The organism is Selenomonas ruminantium subsp. lactilytica TAM6421, from assembly GCF_000284095.1.
Lineage (GTDB): Bacteria > Bacillota > Negativicutes > Selenomonadales > Selenomonadaceae > Selenomonas_A > Selenomonas_A lactilytica.
Window position 1 is genome coordinate 1634124 of record NC_017068.1, and the last position, 15823, is coordinate 1649946.

The 15823-nt window shown below is 50.9% G+C and carries 17 protein-coding genes; 1 reads left to right on the top strand and 16 read right to left on the bottom strand.

The genetic code is table 11. The features are described 5' to 3' along the window. Positions 1 to 34: 34 nt before the first annotated feature. The 15 genes from SELR_RS08000 to SELR_RS08070 form a co-directional block, all read right to left on the bottom strand. Positions 35 to 1684 (bottom strand): acyl-CoA mutase large subunit family protein, encoded by a 1650-nt coding sequence (locus tag SELR_RS08000; RefSeq protein WP_014424710.1) that lies wholly within the window; start codon positions 1682 to 1684, stop codon positions 35 to 37. A 50-nt stretch (positions 1685 to 1734) separates the two neighbouring features. Continuing rightward, positions 1735 to 3240: a succinyl-CoA:acetate CoA-transferase ScpC gene (gene scpC, locus SELR_RS08005; RefSeq protein WP_014424711.1), complete on the bottom strand. Its 1506-nt coding sequence runs from the start codon at positions 3238 to 3240 to the stop codon at positions 1735 to 1737. Positions 3241 to 3505: 265 nt separating this feature from the next. Continuing rightward, positions 3506 to 4399, bottom strand: a complete 894-nt coding sequence (locus tag SELR_RS08010; RefSeq protein ID WP_014424712.1) for a metal ABC transporter substrate-binding protein — start codon at positions 4397 to 4399, stop codon at positions 3506 to 3508. Positions 4400 to 4519: 120 nt separating this feature from the next. Beyond that, positions 4520 to 4837, bottom strand: a complete 318-nt coding sequence (locus tag SELR_RS08015; RefSeq protein ID WP_014424713.1) for a hypothetical protein — start codon at positions 4835 to 4837, stop codon at positions 4520 to 4522. Between the two features lie 17 nt (positions 4838 to 4854). Further along, complete coding sequence (gene coaBC, locus SELR_RS08020; protein ID WP_014424714.1) at positions 4855 to 6054, bottom strand: bifunctional phosphopantothenoylcysteine decarboxylase/phosphopantothenate--cysteine ligase CoaBC; 1200 nt, start codon at positions 6052 to 6054, stop codon at positions 4855 to 4857. 1 nt (position 6055) lies between these two features. Next, a complete protein-coding gene (gene rpoZ / locus SELR_RS08025) occupies positions 6056 to 6292 on the bottom strand; it encodes a DNA-directed RNA polymerase subunit omega (RefSeq protein ID WP_014424715.1) in 237 nt (78 codons plus the stop codon). Continuing rightward, positions 6292 to 6894, bottom strand: a complete 603-nt coding sequence (gene gmk, locus SELR_RS08030) for a guanylate kinase (protein ID WP_014424716.1) — start codon at positions 6892 to 6894, stop codon at positions 6292 to 6294. The genes rpoZ and gmk overlap by 1 nt, the downstream gene beginning before the upstream one ends. Beyond that, positions 6895 to 7179 (bottom strand): extracellular matrix/biofilm regulator RemA, encoded by a 285-nt coding sequence (gene remA / locus SELR_RS08035; protein WP_014424717.1) that lies wholly within the window; start codon positions 7177 to 7179, stop codon positions 6895 to 6897. It abuts the gene before it with no gap. A gap of 13 nt (positions 7180 to 7192) precedes the next feature. After that, the gene (locus SELR_RS08040; RefSeq protein ID WP_014424718.1) at positions 7193 to 8068 is read right to left on the bottom strand and encodes a YicC/YloC family endoribonuclease; all 876 of its coding nucleotides are present in this window, start codon (positions 8066 to 8068) and stop codon (positions 7193 to 7195) included. Next, positions 8062 to 8916, bottom strand: a complete 855-nt coding sequence (gene dapF, locus SELR_RS08045) for a diaminopimelate epimerase (protein WP_014424719.1) — start codon at positions 8914 to 8916, stop codon at positions 8062 to 8064. The genes SELR_RS08040 and dapF overlap by 7 nt, the downstream gene beginning before the upstream one ends. Positions 8917 to 9096: 180 nt before the next feature. Further along, positions 9097 to 10695 (bottom strand): ribonuclease J, encoded by a 1599-nt coding sequence (locus SELR_RS08050; RefSeq protein ID WP_231848137.1) that lies wholly within the window; start codon positions 10693 to 10695, stop codon positions 9097 to 9099. Positions 10696 to 10950: 255 nt separating this feature from the next. Further along, a complete protein-coding gene (gene hisIE, locus SELR_RS08055; RefSeq protein WP_014424721.1) occupies positions 10951 to 11658 on the bottom strand; it encodes a bifunctional phosphoribosyl-AMP cyclohydrolase/phosphoribosyl-ATP diphosphatase HisIE in 708 nt (235 codons plus the stop codon). Next, complete coding sequence (gene hisF / locus SELR_RS08060; RefSeq protein WP_014424722.1) at positions 11658 to 12428, bottom strand: imidazole glycerol phosphate synthase subunit HisF; 771 nt, start codon at positions 12426 to 12428, stop codon at positions 11658 to 11660. The genes hisIE and hisF overlap by 1 nt, the downstream gene beginning before the upstream one ends. Positions 12429 to 12581: 153 nt before the next feature. After that, complete coding sequence (locus tag SELR_RS08065) at positions 12582 to 13358, bottom strand: amino acid ABC transporter ATP-binding protein (RefSeq protein ID WP_014424723.1); 777 nt, start codon at positions 13356 to 13358, stop codon at positions 12582 to 12584. Then, positions 13345 to 13983: an amino acid ABC transporter permease gene (locus tag SELR_RS08070; protein WP_014424724.1), complete on the bottom strand. Its 639-nt coding sequence runs from the start codon at positions 13981 to 13983 to the stop codon at positions 13345 to 13347. The genes SELR_RS08065 and SELR_RS08070 overlap by 14 nt, the downstream gene beginning before the upstream one ends. A gap of 233 nt (positions 13984 to 14216) precedes the next feature. On the opposite strand from SELR_RS08070, the gene SELR_RS18865 reads away from it, so the two are divergent. After that, complete coding sequence (locus SELR_RS18865; RefSeq protein WP_014424725.1) at positions 14217 to 14369, top strand: hypothetical protein; 153 nt, start codon at positions 14217 to 14219, stop codon at positions 14367 to 14369. 76 nt (positions 14370 to 14445) lie between these two features. On the opposite strand, the gene rpoN is transcribed toward SELR_RS18865, so the two are convergent. Then, entirely contained in the window at positions 14446 to 15810 is a 1365-nt protein-coding gene (gene rpoN / locus SELR_RS08075) for an RNA polymerase factor sigma-54 (RefSeq protein ID WP_014424726.1), read from the bottom strand. Positions 15811 to 15823 lie beyond the last annotated feature (13 nt).

A 15823-nucleotide genomic window follows, 5' to 3' on the forward strand; every position in this document is an offset into this window, starting at 1 on the left:
CCAAGCTAAACGCTATATTACGATTTGCTGTCCATTACAGGCTGACATGAGCTTCGTACTCGCCGAAGACCTCACGCATGACATTGCAGATTTCACCGAGCGTTGCGTAGGTCTTGACAGCGGCGAGAATGTGCGGCATAAGGTTTTCATTTTCGTCCTGACAAGCCTTCTTGAGATCAGCCAGAGCTGCTTTTACAGCCTCATTGTCGCGTTTTTCCTTCATGGCGTTGACTTTTGCCTTCTGGCGTTCGCCAACAGCTTCGTCAACCTTCAGCAAATCTTTTGGAGGTTCTTCATTTTCCATCTGGAACTTGTTGACACCAACGATGGTGCGGGCACCGGATTCAACATCCATCTGCCACTTGTAGGCGGAATCCTGGATTTCCTTCTGGATATAGCCTTTTTCGATAGCAGCAACGGCACCGCCCATATCGTCAATCTTCTTGATGTAATCCCAAGCCTCAGCCTCGATCTTGTCCGTCATGGCCTCTACATAGTAGGAACCAGCCAGCGGGTCGATAACATCAGCCAGACCGCTTTCGTAAGCCACGATCTGCTGCGTGCGCAGAGCAATCGTAACGGATTCCTGCGTCGGCAGAGCCAGAGCTTCATCGCGGGAGTTGGTGTGCAGGGACTGCGTACCACCCATAACAGCAGCGGCCGTCTGCAGAGCAACGCGGACAATGTTGTTGTTCGGCTGCTGAGCCGTCAGCATGGAGCCGGCAGTCTGAGTGTGGAAACGCAGCATCATGGATTTATCTTTTTCAGCATGGAAGCGTTCCTTCATGACTTTCGCCCAAATACGGCGGGAAGCACGGAACTTGGCAACTTCTTCGAGCACGTTGTTGTGTGCGTTCCAGAAGAAGGACAGGCGGCCAGCGAAATCGTCGATTTTCAGGCCAGCTTTGATAGCAGCTTCGCAGTAAGCGATACCATCAGCAATGGTGAAAGCGATTTCCTGCGCTGCCGTGGAACCTGCTTCACGGATATGGTAACCGGAAATGGAAATCGTGTTCCATTTCGGTACGTTCTGGGAGCAGTATTCAAAGATATTCGTGATCAGACGCATGGACGGGCGCGGAGGGAAGATATACGTGCCGCGGGCTGCGTATTCTTTCAGGATATCGTTCTGAATCGTACCACGGAGCTGGTCAGCAGGAACCCCCTGCTTTTCAGCCACAGCGATGTACATGGCCAAAAGGACCGAAGCCGGTGCATTGATGGTCATGGACGTGGAAACCTTGCCCAGGTCAATCTGGTCAAACAGCGTTTCCATATCAGCCAGGGAGTCGATGGCCACGCCAACCTTACCAACTTCACCTTCGGAAATCGGATCGGTGGAGTCGTAACCGATCTGCGTCGGCAGGTCAAAGGCGCAGGAAAGGCCCGTAGCGCCGTTTTCAATCAGCATACGATAGCGCTTGTTGGACTCTTCGGCCGTGGAGAAACCGGCATACATACGCATGGTCCAGAAACGGCCACGGTACATGGTGGGCTGTACACCACGGGTGAAGGGATAAACGCCCGGGAAGCTGATTTCGTCCGCATAGTCATCGCCTTTGATATCCAGCGGCGTATAAAGACGCTGCTCCGGCAGATGGGGACGTTCCGGGAAACGTGCTACTGCTTTTTCGACTTTAGCCTGGTATTTGGCCAGCTCAGCCTGAATTTTTTCCGTGCTCATTAGGATATACCTCCTGCTTCATTCAGTTAAATCTATCTATATATTTTGTATTAGTCTTTCATCATGCTGCCATTGGCCACGAATCTCTCATGGAAGGACAGAGCCTCTTCGAGAATATGCGGCGTATTGGCATGGTGGGTTGCTTCGGTTGCTCTCTCGAAGTAATCCAGCAGAATCGGACGATAGTCCGGATGGGCGCAGTTATTGATGATTTCCAAAGCGCGCTCACGCGGAGCCTTGCCACGGAGATCGGCAATACCCTGTTCCGTGATGATGATATCCACATCATGTTCCGTGTGGTCGATATGGGAGCACATGGGCACAACTGCGGAAATCTTGCCGCCTTTGGCAATGGACGGCGTATAGAAGATGGTAAGATATGCGTTGCGGGCAAAGTCGCCGCTGCCGCCGATACCGTTCATCATCTTGGTACCCGTGATATGCGTGGAGTTGACATTACCGTAGATATCCACTTCGATAGCCGTGTTCATGGCGATAACGCCGAGACGGTGAACGACTTCCGGGCTGTTGGAGATTTCTTCCGGACGCAGCAACAGATACTTCTTGTATTTGGCCACATCCTTATAGAAACGTGCCATGCCTTCCGGGGACGGGCTGAAAGCCGTACCAGAGGCAATCAGCAGCTTGCCGGCATCGATGAGGTCCAACATGCCGTCCTGGATTACTTCGGTGTAAACCGTCAGATCCTTGAGGTCGGAATCTACGAACCCTGCCATAACAGCGTTGGCTACGTTGCCGACACCAGACTGCAGCGGCAGCAGATTCTTCGGCATGCGGCCGGCTTCCACTTCCTTCTTGAGGAAGTCCAGGGTGAACTGGCTCATCTTGCGGGAATCCTCATCAATCGCCTTCAGCGGACGCGTATGGTCAGGAATATCGCAGGGAACGATGTATTTGATCTTATCCGGCGTGCAGGGGATATAAGGCGTACCTACACGATCCGTAGCCTTGACGATGGGAATGGGCAGGCGGTTTGGCGGATCCATCGGGATATACACATCATGCATGCCTTCAAGTTCCAGCGGCTGGGAAGTATTGACTTCCACGATGACCGTATCGGCGCTCTGCACATAGGAAGCGGCATTACCCAGTGATGTCGTCGGGATGATATTGCCCTCTTCCGTGATGGCACAGGCCTCTACCACCGCCACATCCACCTTGCCAAGATAGCCGCAACGGCTGAGCTGGGCTGACTCGGAAAGATGCAGATCCAGATAATCTACAGAACCGTCGTTGATTTCATTGCGCAGATCCTTATCCGTCTGGTAGGGTAAACGCTTCTTGATACCATGAACTTTGGCCAATGCCTCATCCAGCTCTGGGCCTGTGGAAGCTCCCGTCCAGAGGTTAATGGTGAACGGCTCTTTCTTCATCCGTTCAGCTAATGCCAGTGGAATGGCTTTCGGATATGCCGAGGCTGTAAAACCACTGGTTGCAACATTCATGCCTTCTTTGAAAAAAGCTGCTGCTTCTTCCGCCGTGACAATCTTGCTCTGCAACTCTTTGTTGCGCACGCGGTCAAGAATATCAATCATGGAAAATCCTCCCTCATCAGTGCCGACTCATCTTCGATTCCGGCAACAGATTTTAATAACACGGACATTCATCATACATAAATAGAAGATATGATTACCTATATTCTAACTAATAATAACATGAAGTTATCGTAATTATGAATTATAATCATAGATTATCGTACTACTATGTTATAATTATGTCCCACGACTTATGTTAGCACGAAAAGAAACCGCCGTCAAGGTGAATTGACGACGGTTTCCTATTATTTATGAAAATTTCCTTTTACTTTAACGCTTCTTTCAATACTTCCATATTCTTTTTCATCGTACTAATATAAGCGTCCAATGCACTTTCATCAGCCTCTCCCGTTACGACAGGATCCAGCTGATAGATCTTTGCACCGGTTTCCCGGGCAATCGTTTCTGCGGCAGCAGGTGAATACTGCGGTTCCATGAACAGGACTTTCGTGCTGAGACCATTGACCTGTTTGATGGTGTCTTCCAGTTCCTGCGGAGTCGGCTCCGTACCGGGTTCTCTCTCGATGACGCTGGCAATGTTCAGCTTGAATTCCTTGGCCAGATAAGGGAAAGCTTCATGGAAGGTGACAATGTCCTTATGGGGCAGGTCATCGAGATTTTCATGCATTTCCTTTTTCAGCGCTTCCAGCTTCATGCAATAATCCAGGGCGTTCTGCCGATAAGCATCCTTATGCGCCGGATCTGCTTCGCAAAGGCCTGCGGTAATCGCCTTCACCTGTGCAATGGCATAGGTAACAGACAGCCAGACATGAGGATTTTCCTCATCACCATCTTTCAGCAGTTCGATATCCTTGTAATTGGATGCCTCGATGGTCTTCATCTTCGGATTCTGCTTGGCAGCCTTATCCAGGAAGCTTTCCATGCCTGCGCCATTCACCACAAACACATCCGCGCTTTCCAAGGTCTTCATATCTTCCGTGGTCAGCTGATAGTCATGCAGGCAACCGGTCTGCGGCTTGGTCATATTGACCACCTTCACCCCATCTACTCCCTTGGTGATGTTCAGGACGTCGATATACATGGGATAAAAGGATGTGACGATGGTAAATTCCTTCTTGCTCTGACCTGCCTGACTGCCGCAGCCAACCATTGCCAGACATAAAAAAACAACTGACAATATACCCATCAATTTTTTCAAACGAAACACTCCTCTCAGGAAAATAACAGTAAATGAGAACAGATCCCATTTTACAAGTATATGCTTTATCTGTCAAGTTAATTGAGTAAAATTATCAGTTGCATATCTGTTCATATATAATCAGCGGCGCTTCTTTTCTCTTTGCAGCCGCCGTTCATGAAGCTCTGCGCATTTCTCCACAATGAGCCTTACCACCCAGGATGGCGGGCGTGATGCCTCCTTGTGAAACCACATTTCCACCGTACGGCTGGGAGCCCCCAACAGCTTTTCACAATCCCGGGGGGTTATCCCCCAGAGCTCCCGCATCAGCTTCATGGGTTCGTCAGCGCAGGCTATGCGGTCAAGTTCCGCCGCTTTTTTCAGTTCTTCCACATCGACATTGAAACCAGTCTTACGCTGGAACCAGTTAGGAATATCTTCACGGGTAACCTTAGGCATAGCACGCCTCCTTTTGGTCAGGGCAGGATTGCTGCCAGCTTGTCCAATATGACCTTGGCTAATTCCGTTTTTGCCATCAATGGGTATTTTTCTACGCGGCCATCGCGGAAATAAAGCTGGACGCGGTTATTGTCTACTGCAAAGCCGGCATCCCTTGCGGAAACATCATTGGCCACGATGAAGTCAAGATTCTTCTTGGCCAGTTTCTTTTTGGCATATTCCTCCAGATGGCAGGTTTCAGCGGCAAAGCCCACAAGGATCTGCTGCTGCTTTTGCTGGCCCAGTCCCAACAAGATGTCCGGATTGCGCTCCAGATGTAATACCAGCTCATCATCACTCTTCTTGATCTTTTCAGCCGACACTGCTTTGGGACGGTAATCCGCTACTGCAGCCGACATGATGACGGCATCTGCCTGCGCGTATTCCGCCTGCACAGCCGCCTGCATCTCACGGGCAGTCTGAATGCGCTCGATACGTACATTTGCCGGGGCCGGCAGGCCGCTGGGCCCGGATACCAATAATACATCTGCCCCCTGCCGGGCAGCTTCCGCTGCAATCGCGTAGCCCATTTTGCCGGTGGAATGGTTGCCCAGGAAACGAACCGGGTCCAATGGTTCAATGGTCCCCGCAGCCGTAACAATGATCTTTCGGCCTCGCAATGGCTGCGCTTCGGTCATGAAATCGCTGACCGCCTGCACAATATCCACAGGTTCCGGCAGACGCCCCTTGCCCTCGATACCACAGGCCAGATGACCAGAAGCCGGTTCAATGAGCTGCATACCCCGGGTTCGGAGCTCTGCCATATTCCGCTGGGTGATGGGGTTTTCATACATATTGGTGTTCATGGCCGGTGCCAGCATAACCGGGGCTTTCGTCGCCAATACCGTAGTAGTCAGCATATCATCGGCAATACCTGCGGCGATCTTGGCAATGATATTCGCCGTTGCCGGCGCAATCAGCACCAAATCGGCCAGATTTGCCAGGGCGATATGCTCCACATTGAAATTGGCCACCTTAGCCCACATATCCACAGATACAGGCTGTCCCGTGATCTCCCGAAAGGTCAGTTCCGTGACGAACTCTGTGGCCTCCTTTGTCATGATCACATGGACTTCTGCCCCTGCCTTGCGGAGACGGGAGGCAATCTCCACCGCTTTATAAGCGGCAATGCCTCCCGTCACACCCAAAACAATTTTCTTGCCTTCTAAGGTTCCCATCTTACAGATCAGCCTTGGAAATCTTGTAGGCAATCTTGCCTTCGGCGATTTCTTCCAGAGCATTGGTTACGTCCTTCGTGGATTTCATTTCGATATCCTTGAGCTCGTCCCCATCCACCAGCTGACGGGCACGCTTGGAAGCGCATACCACGAGGCCATAGCGGCTGTCCACACGGGACATCAATTTATCCGTAGACGGGTTTACCATGCTCATTTCCGGTTTGCTCATTACTTTCATTAATCTGCCAACTCCTCAAATATGTTCTGATTTTTATCTACACGGCAATGTTCAGCGGTACGAATCGCCAAAATGCGATTAACGGCATTCTTCACCGTGTCATTGACAACCACATAGCCGTATTTCCTGCCATCTTCGATTTCCTTACGGGCCGAACCCATACGCTTCCGCAGGGATTCCTCCGTCTCAGAGCCACGGCCGCGGATACGGCGCTCCAACTCAGCGATGGAAGGCGGCACCAGGAAGATGAACAGCCCATCCGGGCACTTTTCCATGACATTCAAGGCACCCTGGGTGTCGATTTCCAGCAGGATATCTTCGCCCTTGCCCAGACGTTCTTCAATCTTCGCCAACGGCGTACCATAGTAATTGCCATAAACATTGGCATATTCCAGGAAACCGCCTTCGGCAATCCGCTTTTCAAAATCCGCTTTATCCATGAAGTAATAATTCTTGCCATCTACTTCGCCTGCGCGCGGCTGACGTGTAGTGGCAGAAATGGAGTAAGCAAGATCCTGGGCCTGGTTCAAAAGTTCACTGCATACAGTTCCCTTGCCTGTTCCCGAAGGTCCGGAAACCACGATCAATAATCCTTTGTTCATTTACTCTTCGTCTTCTTTCTCTTTCTCCGTCTTTACATCTTCGTCATCATCCTCGACCCGGTGCGCAACTGTTTCCGGCTGCACCGCAGAAAGGATGACATGGTCGCTGTCCATAATGATGACAGCCCTTGTCCTGCGTCCATATGTAGCATCGATAAGCCGTTCCCCATCCCGGGCTTCCTGAATAATGCGCTTGATGGGCGCTGATTCAGGGCTCACAATGGCCACAATGCGATTGGCCGATACAATATTACCAAAGCCGATATTGATGAGTTTGATATCCACCAGTATCTCCCCTTTACTCGATATTTTGCACCTGCTCGCGAATCTTTTCGATCTCGCTCTTCATATCCACCACCAGCTGGGCCACATCCTTGCTGTTAGCCTTGGAGCCAATGGTGTTCGTTTCCCTGTTGAATTCCTGGATCAGAAAATCCAGTTTCCTGCCCACAGGTTCGTCTGCGGCCATGATCTGGCGGAACTGGGCAATATGGCTTTCCAGCCGTACAACTTCCTCGGTATAATTCACCCGGTCGGCAAAGAGAGCGGTTTCCTGAATCACTCTGGCCTCGTCGAAATCCTTACCCGCCAAAGCATCTGCCAGCACTGCCTGCAGATGCTGACGCCGTTCTTCCACAATGGACGGCGCCAATTCTATGACCTGCTGGCGCATCGTTTCCAATTTCACCAGACGCTGCTCAAAATCCTGAGCGATATGTGCGCCTTCACGCTGACGCATGGTATCAAAGGCTGCCAGGGCCTTTCCCAAAGCCTCTTCCAATACAGGCTGGAACCCATCCAGCTCCGTGGTCTGCTCCACCTGCAGGACATCCGGGAAACTGGCAAACATAGCAGCACTGTCCGGGCGTGGGAGATGCAGCGTATCACTGAGCTCATTCAAAGCGGACTGATATGCCAGGGCCAACCCCTTATCCACCCGAATGGAACTTTTGGACTCCCGCTTGTCCACATAGTTGATGAAGAGATCTACCTTTCCCCGGGCAGCAGTCTGACGCACCAGCTGACGCAGGCATTCTTCCCACTGGCCTAATTGACGTGGCATATGGAAAATCAACTCCAGGAAGCGCTGGTTGACGGCCTTGATCTCTACCGTAACCTTATAATCATCCAGCTCCACAGTTGCTGCGCCGAAACCGGTCATACTTTTCAACATGACAATGCCTCACAATCCGTCAGCTCCCCGCTGAACACCAATTCGGCCGGGCCAGTCATAAAGACATGATTGTTATCCGCCCAATGGATCAGCAGCTTGCCCCCATCCAGTTCCACTTCAGCTTCACGATCCAGCTTGTCATTGAGGATGCCGGCTACTACCGTGGCACAGGAACCCGTGCCACAGGCAAGCGTCACCGCAGCCCCGCGCTCCCAAACCCGCATGCGCACATGCCGACGGTCTCTGACCTCCACAAATTCCGTATTGGTCTTGCGCGGAAACAATTCATGTGTCTCAAACTTATGCCCCAACTCATAGATAGGGAAGTTTTCCGCATCATCCACGAAAATCACACAATGGGGATTGCCCATGGATACCGCCGTGAACTTATACTCCTTGCCAGCTACGGACATTGACCGGTCAATGACTTTCTGACCGTCAAAACCAACCACGGGGATTTCTTCCCCCAAAAGATGCGGCTCACCCATATCCACCTTGACACCTTTGACCTGACCATCTGCCAATACGATCTCCGGAACGAGAATCCCCGCCCCCGTTTCCACGGTAAAGCTGGTCTTTTCCGTCAAACCAAAGTCATAGAGATAGCGCGCAAAGCAACGGATACCGTTGCCGCACATCTCCGCCTCACTGCCATCCGTATTGAAGATCCGCATGCGAAAATCAGCTTTATCAGAAGGAAGCACTATCAATATCCCATCTGCCCCCACACCATAGTGACGGTCACAGACCTTGCGGGCCAAAGCTGCATAATCCTGAATGTCTTCCTGGAGACAATCGAACAGAACAAAATCGTTGCCGCAGCCTTGCCACTTCGTAAAATTCTTCATCAACACTATGCCTCCTATCTATTTCGATATCTTTATTATAATACCTGCATTTTCGTAAATTTTCAAGGTTTTTCTCTCAAATTCGCACTTTCTCTTAATCAATCAGGTATTTGCATGCAAAAAAGACATTGAAAAACCATGCAGACTTTCAATGTCTTTTCAGCTATGCTTATTAAAATTCTATACTTCCTGAATTATCGGCAGGATCATCGGTCTGCGGCGGGTTTTCTCAAAGAGATAACGTCCCAAGGCGTCACGGACATTGGCCTTGATGGCAGCCCATTCCTTTACGCCTTCCTCCTGGCAGCGATCCAGTGCCTGTTCAACACGGGCTCTGGCTTCATCCATCAGGGCTTCAGACTCACGCACATAGACGAAGCCGCGGGAAACGATATCCGGGCCACCTACAACGGTGTTGGATGCCCGGTCCATGGCCACAACGATGATCAGGATGCCATCCTGAGATAACTGACGGCGATCACGCAGGACGATATTGCCCACATCGCCGACGCCCAAACCATCAACCATGACCATGCCAGCCGGAACCTTGCCGGCCACCTGGCCTTTATCCCGAGTGAACTCGAATACGTAACCATTCTCACCCAGGAAGATATGATCCTTGGCCATGCCCAATTCCTGGGCCAGTTTGGCATGCTGTACCAAATGATGGTACTCACCATGAACGGGAATGAAGAATTTCGGGCGCACGAGATTGTGCATGAGCTTCAGCTCTTCACGGCTGGCGTGGCCGGATACATGGACTTCCTTATCCCGGCCATAGATTACGTTGGCACCGAGACGCATCAGATTGTCAATGGTCTTGGAAACCAATTTTTCATTGCCCGGAATCGGCGTAGCCGAAATGATGACCGTATCATCGGGAACAATGGTGACCTTGCGATGGTCAGACAGTGCCATGCGCGTCAGTGCCGACATGGGTTCGCCCTGACTGCCCGTAGTGACAATGACGATTTGTTCTGGACGATAGTTATTGATCTCATCAATATCGATTATAGTTCCTTCCGGAGCTGTGATATAACCAAGCTCCAGGGATATGGTCACAACATTTACCATGCTGCGGCCCAGGATCGCCACGCGGCGTTTGTAACGCACGGCCGTGTCAATCACCTGCTGGATGCGGTGGACGTTAGACGAGAACGTCGCCACGATGATGCGGCTGCGTGCGCCATGGAAAGCCTTATCGAAGGATGCTCCCACCGTGCTTTCGCTGGGCGTATGACCAGCCCGTTCCGCATTGGTAGAATCGGCCATCATCAGAAGAACGCCCTTGTTGCCAAGCTCCGAGAAACGACGGAAATCCGTCATCTTGCCATCAATGGGTGTATAATCCAGCTTGAAGTCACCGGTATGAACAATCATGCCCACCGGCGTCTTGATGGAAAGTCCCACCGCATCGGGAATGGAATGATTCACGCGGATAAAACCAACGCTGAAACAGCCCACATTGATAATATCCCCCTGCATTACCGAATGCAGATTGCTGGAATCCACCCCGTTTTCCTTAAGACGGCCTTCCAATATCCCCAAAGTCAGGCGCGTACCATAAACCGGCACATTCAGCTGTTTGAGGACATACGGGAGCGCCCCGATATGGTCCTCATGGCCGTGAGTCAGGACAATCGCCTTGATCATATCGCGATTCTCCAAAAGATAGCTGATATCCGGAATAACCAGGTCAACCCCCAGCATATCTTCCTCGGGGAACATAAGACCGGAATCAATCACGAGGATTTCATCCTCAACCCGAACAACGGTCATGTTCTTGCCGATTTCCCCCAGTCCGCCTAAGGGAATAATCTGTAGTTTTTGTGCTTTTGACAAAAATTACACCTCCATAATTCAATTGTCTTCTTACTCAAATTTTTAATTCATATATTTCATTGCGTCTGCGCAATCAAAGTCCGAACAATTCATTCCTTACTATTTTATCATTCTGGAAAGCATAATGCAACGAAAAAAGGACATTTCCCCGCCATAATGCAGAAAAATGTCCTCGGACTTTCAAAATAAATCTTATAAATCAGGTCTTACGCCCGTCTTGCCTGTAAACTTGTGATAGGAAGCACCCTTGCGGCGGCTCATGAGCTCATCCAGCAGCTGATCCGGCGTGAGCTTATGGTATGCCAGCAACACCAGGCAATGATACCAAAGATCGCCCATCTCATAGAGCACTTCTTCGCTCTTGTTATTCTTAGAGGCAATAACCGTCTCCACAGCCTCTTCTCCGACTTTTTTGAGGATCTTATCCTGCCCTTTTTCAAAGAGATAGTTAGTATAGGACCCCTCCACCGGGTTGAGCTGACGATTCTGAATGACATTATACAGATCGTTCAGCACGGTAGCCAGCGAAGTTTCCTGCTCGGGCTCAACAACAGCCAAGCCCTTTTCATTTTCAGCCAGCAGCTTACGACCGCTGAAGCAGGTATAAGTCCCCGTATGGCAGGCTACACCGGTCTGGTGAACCTTGATGAGCAGGGTGTCGCCATCGCAATCATAGGAAATCTCTTTCACCTTCTGCTTATTGCCGGATTCCTCGCCTTTATTCCAAAGGCGCTGGCGGCTGCGGCTATAGAACCAGGTGTATCCTGTTTCAATGGTCTTCTGCAGGGATTCCGCATTCATATAGGCCAGCATCAGTACCTGACCATTTTCCTCCTGCACGACCGCCGGCACCAGCCCCTTGTCGTCAAAATTAATCATGGAAATATCAACTTCATTCATCAGAATCTTACCTCCACGCCCCGTGATTTCAGATATTCTTTAACCTGCCGTACCGTAAACTCCCCATAATGGAATACGGAAGCTGCCAATACCGCATCTGCCTTGCCCTCTGTCAGCACATCATAGAAATGTTCCAGCTTGCCTGCGCCGCCGGAGGCGATAACCGGGACATCCACCGCCTCAGAAACAGCCCTTGTCAAGGCAATATCATAACCATCCTTCGTGCCATCGGCATCCATACTGGTGAGCAGAATCTCTCCAGCTCCCAAATCCACAGCCTTCCTTATCCAATCCAGACAGTCAAGACCTGTCGGCGTACGGCCGCCATTGACAAAGACCTCCCACTTATCTTCGCCACTGCGCCGGGCATCTACCGCCAGGACAACGCACTGACGGCCAAACTTTGCCGCACCTTCCCGAATCAGTTCAGGATTCTTGATGGCCGCCGTGTTCACAGATACCTTGTCGGCACCGGCTTTCAACATACGGCGCATATCTTCCACCGTGCGGATACCGCCGCCGACAGTGAAGGGAATGAACACCTGACTGGCACAATCCTGGGCAACCTGCACAATGGTATCCCGCTGGTCACTGGAAGCCGTGATATCCAAAAAAACCAGTTCATCGGCCCGTTCCTTGTCGTAACGCGCTGCCAGTTCCACCGGATCACCGGCATCCCGCAAGCCAACGAAATTCGTGCCCTTCACCACCCTGCCGGCTTTGACATCCAAACAGGGAATAATACGTTTCGTATAGGTAGATGTACTCATATAGCAAAATCCTCATACAATAGTTACAATCAACATTACCTATTTTACAATATACGGCGAAGGTTTACAAGTTTACACCAGGTTAAAATATCTCTTTACGTTATTCTAATTATAACGCCCTTCGCAGAAAATTTCCATAGCCCAATGTCCATCCTACAGCATATTCTGCAAAAATGATTTGGTCCGTTCTTCCTTGGGGGCCGCAAAAAATGCCGCCGGTTCCCCTTCTTCCACGATGTTGCCATCCGCCATAAAGATAACATGGCTGGCTGCCTCCCGGGCAAAGGCCATCTCATGGGTAACAACCACCATGGTCATATGTTCCGCAGCCAGTTCCCGCATGGTTTTCAGGACTTCGCCGGTAAGCTCCGGATCGAGGGCTGAGGTTGGCTCGTCAAACAGCATGATATCCGGCTGCATGCACAAGGCTCTGGCAATAGCTACACGCTGCTGCTGGCCGCCTGACAGTTGCGAGGGATAATAATCAGCCCGGTCAGACAGGCCTACTTTATCCAACAGTTCGCGGGCATAAGGCTCCACTTCACTGCGTTTCAGCCCCTTCACCTGCATAGGCGCCTCCAACAGATTCTCCAGCACCGTCATATGCGGAAAGAGATTGAACTGCTGGAATACCATACCCGTGCTGGCCAGGATTTCCCGCTCTTCCCTGCCATTTGCGTACCTTGCCTCACCATCCTGGGTCTGCACCAGGAACCTGTCCTTGATGGCAATGCTGCCCTTATCGATGGTTTCCAACTTATTGATGCAGCGAAGCAGCGTGCTTTTCCCGGAGCCGGATGGCCCAATAATGGCCAGGACTTCCCCCCGGCGCACTTCCAGATTGATACCCTTCAAAACATCCAATTGATCATAGGACTTATGAATATCTGTCATTTTCAGCATGACTTCGTCCTGCTTAGTATTTGCCATAATATGCCTCCAATTTCTTAAAGCCCCAGGTCAGGACAAAGGTCATCACCAAATAAAAGATTGCCGCAAACAGGAACGGTGTCATATCAAATTCCCGCTGCACGATCGTACGGGCCACACGCAGCAGATCATTCATGGCCAAGATGTAAACCAAAGAGGTATCCTTGACCAGATTGATGGTCTCATTGCTCACTGGCGGCAGCACGATACGAATAACCTGCGGCAGGATAATACGACGCATGGTCTGCGGATAGCTCATGCCCAACGTCTTGGCTGCCTCATACTGTCCCTTGGGCACTGCCTGAATCCCGGCGCGGAAAATCTCGGCAAAGTAGGCCGCATAGTTGAGCGTAAACGCCAGCAGGGCCGCAGCAATGTCCGGCAGACGGATGCCAATCATCGGCAGGGCAAAATAGACGAACAGCAATTGCAGCATGAGCGGCGTGCCCCGCATGATCCAGATGTAGAATTCCACCAGCCGGCTCACCAGCTTGAAGCTGGACAAACGCCCCAGAGCAGCCAGCATCCCCAAAGGCAGGGCCAGTATCAGGGTAACAAAAAATATCTCCAACGTTATTTCTGAACCATCCAGCATCAGCAGGAACGTGTCCCAAAGTTTTTCCATGCGTCTATTCTCCTTTAGTGTCGTAAAGCGTTAATACATTAGATTATACACAAGAACCTGAGAACTGTAAAGGGTATTCCTGTCAGCAAACACATAGTTTCCCCCTATTCGCTATAAAAAATTTTTATGGTAAATACTTAAAAAATTACTTGCAAAAATGATTTTACCTGCTATAATATTTTCTGTTAGCAGGTACTAAGATGTACCATTAATTTTGGAGGTGTATTTTACTCATGCGCGATTGCGAAAAAATTCTCGATCAGAAACTGGGCAGCCGTGAATTCCAGGAGGCTTTTGAAGCTACTTCCATGGAGTATGATTTCATCGACCGTATTGCTGCCGCTTGCGCCAAACTGGCCAAAGCTGATAGCTGCGACAAGAACTAATTCGATTTTTCCATATAGCATTACAGACAAAAATTGACCGGTCAATTATGACCGGTCAATTTTTGTCTGCTTATTTTCAGTAACGCTTGCGTTTTACTGACGACGGATAGCCCAGCTGTTCACGGTATTTCATCACCGTACGGCGGGACAGTTCCATATTCTTTTCTTTCAGCAGTTCACAAAGCTTTTGGTCGCTCAGGGGCTTCTGGGGATTTTCCCCCTTGATGAGCTCCTCGATCGCGGCCTTGGCCTGACTGGCGATGAAATCTTCGCCGCTGCTGCTCTTATTGAGACTGGCCGTGAAGAATTTCCGCAGGGCCATGATGCCGTTGGGCAGTTCCACGTACTTATTGGCTACTGCCCGGCTGACGGTTGATTCATGGACGCCGATGGCTTCGGCCACATCCCCCATGGTCAGCGGCCGGAGGCTGGCATGGCCTTCCTCCAGGAAATCATGCTGCACGCGGATGATTTCCTCCACCACTTTCTTGATGGTACTGCGGCGCTGCTCAATGCTGTTGATCAGCCAGGAAGCAGCACTCAGGCGCTTGCTGATATATTTCTGGGTATCCTTGTCAAAATCTGCTGCCTCCTTGTATAAGGGGGCAATCTTGAGTTTTGGGATATAGGTGTCGTTAAGGCTTACCTGATACCCCGTGGGCGTTTTCTGCACCAATACATCCGGCGTGATATAGCTGGTCGCTTCGCCACCGTAGACGCTACCGGGCTTGGGATCGAGCTTGCGCAGGATATCCACCGCCATCTGCACTTCCGCAGGCTTGCAGCCTTCCGCCGCAGCGATTTCCTTGATGCGGGCATCGGCCACATCCGTCAGGTGTTTGTCGATCAGTGCCGCCACGAGGCCATTGTATATGCCCAGCTTCTGTGCCTGCAGGCGCAGGCATTCGCTTAAATTGCGGGCGCCAACCCCCACGGGCTCAAAGCCCTGCACTACAGCCAAAACCTGCTCAACCTGCGCAGGCTCCGTGCCCATAGTCCTGGCAATATCTTCCACAGGCAAGGTCAGATAACCCCAATCGTCAATGGAACCGATGATGAAGGTGGCAATGGCCCGCTCCTCATCGTCGTCAAAGGCAAATTCAGCCTGTTCCAGCAGTTCATTTTCCAGGGTGGTGCTTACAGGAGCTGCCGATTCAAAGACATGCTCCCGTTCCGCAAACCCACCACTGAAATCATTGCTGTCGTCCCCCAGATAATCGGCCAACGCCGTAAGATTATCCGCCCGGAAGAGCTCGCCCTGATTTTCGCCGGCACCATCACCATATTCCATCTCCAGCGCAGGATTTTCCAAATATTCTTTTTCGATTTCATTTTTCAGATCCTGGGCCGATAACTGCAGTATCTGGATTGCCTGCTGCAGCTTCATGGTCATGGACAGATGCTGCGAGAGGTTCATATTCAGGGATTGTGCCTGCTGCATGGAGATGCTCCTT

Excerpts from the sequence above, each read along its gene's own strand:
- coaBC (WP_014424714.1), bottom strand. The coding sequence starts at position 6,054 with ATGGGAACCTTAGAAGGCAAGAAAATTGTTTTGGGTGTGACGGGAGGC.
- scpC (WP_014424711.1), bottom strand. The coding sequence starts at position 3,240 with ATGATTGATATTCTTGACCGCGTGCGCAACAAAGAGTTGCAGAGCAAG.
- SELR_RS08050 (WP_231848137.1), bottom strand. The coding sequence starts at position 10,695 with ATGACCGTTGTTCGGGTTGAGGATGAAATCCTCGTGATTGATTCCGGT.
- hisF (WP_014424722.1), bottom strand. The coding sequence starts at position 12,428 with ATGAGTACATCTACCTATACGAAACGTATTATTCCCTGTTTGGATGTC.
- hisIE (WP_014424721.1), bottom strand. The coding sequence starts at position 11,658 with ATGAATGAAGTTGATATTTCCATGATTAATTTTGACGACAAGGGGCTG.
- rpoN (WP_014424726.1), bottom strand. The coding sequence starts at position 15,810 with ATGCAGCAGGCACAATCCCTGAATATGAACCTCTCGCAGCATCTGTCC.
- SELR_RS18865 (WP_014424725.1), top strand. The coding sequence starts at position 14,217 with ATGCGCGATTGCGAAAAAATTCTCGATCAGAAACTGGGCAGCCGTGAA.
- SELR_RS08070 (WP_014424724.1), bottom strand. The coding sequence starts at position 13,983 with ATGGAAAAACTTTGGGACACGTTCCTGCTGATGCTGGATGGTTCAGAA.
- rpoZ (WP_014424715.1), bottom strand. The coding sequence starts at position 6,292 with ATGAAAGTAATGAGCAAACCGGAAATGAGCATGGTAAACCCGTCTACG.
- SELR_RS08065 (WP_014424723.1), bottom strand. The coding sequence starts at position 13,358 with ATGGCAAATACTAAGCAGGACGAAGTCATGCTGAAAATGACAGATATT.
- SELR_RS08040 (WP_014424718.1), bottom strand. The coding sequence starts at position 8,068 with ATGTTGAAAAGTATGACCGGTTTCGGCGCAGCAACTGTGGAGCTGGAT.
- SELR_RS08015 (WP_014424713.1), bottom strand. The coding sequence starts at position 4,837 with ATGCCTAAGGTTACCCGTGAAGATATTCCTAACTGGTTCCAGCGTAAG.
- SELR_RS08000 (WP_014424710.1), bottom strand. The coding sequence starts at position 1,684 with ATGAGCACGGAAAAAATTCAGGCTGAGCTGGCCAAATACCAGGCTAAA.
- gmk (WP_014424716.1), bottom strand. The coding sequence starts at position 6,894 with ATGAACAAAGGATTATTGATCGTGGTTTCCGGACCTTCGGGAACAGGC.
- dapF (WP_014424719.1), bottom strand. The coding sequence starts at position 8,916 with ATGAAGAATTTTACGAAGTGGCAAGGCTGCGGCAACGATTTTGTTCTG.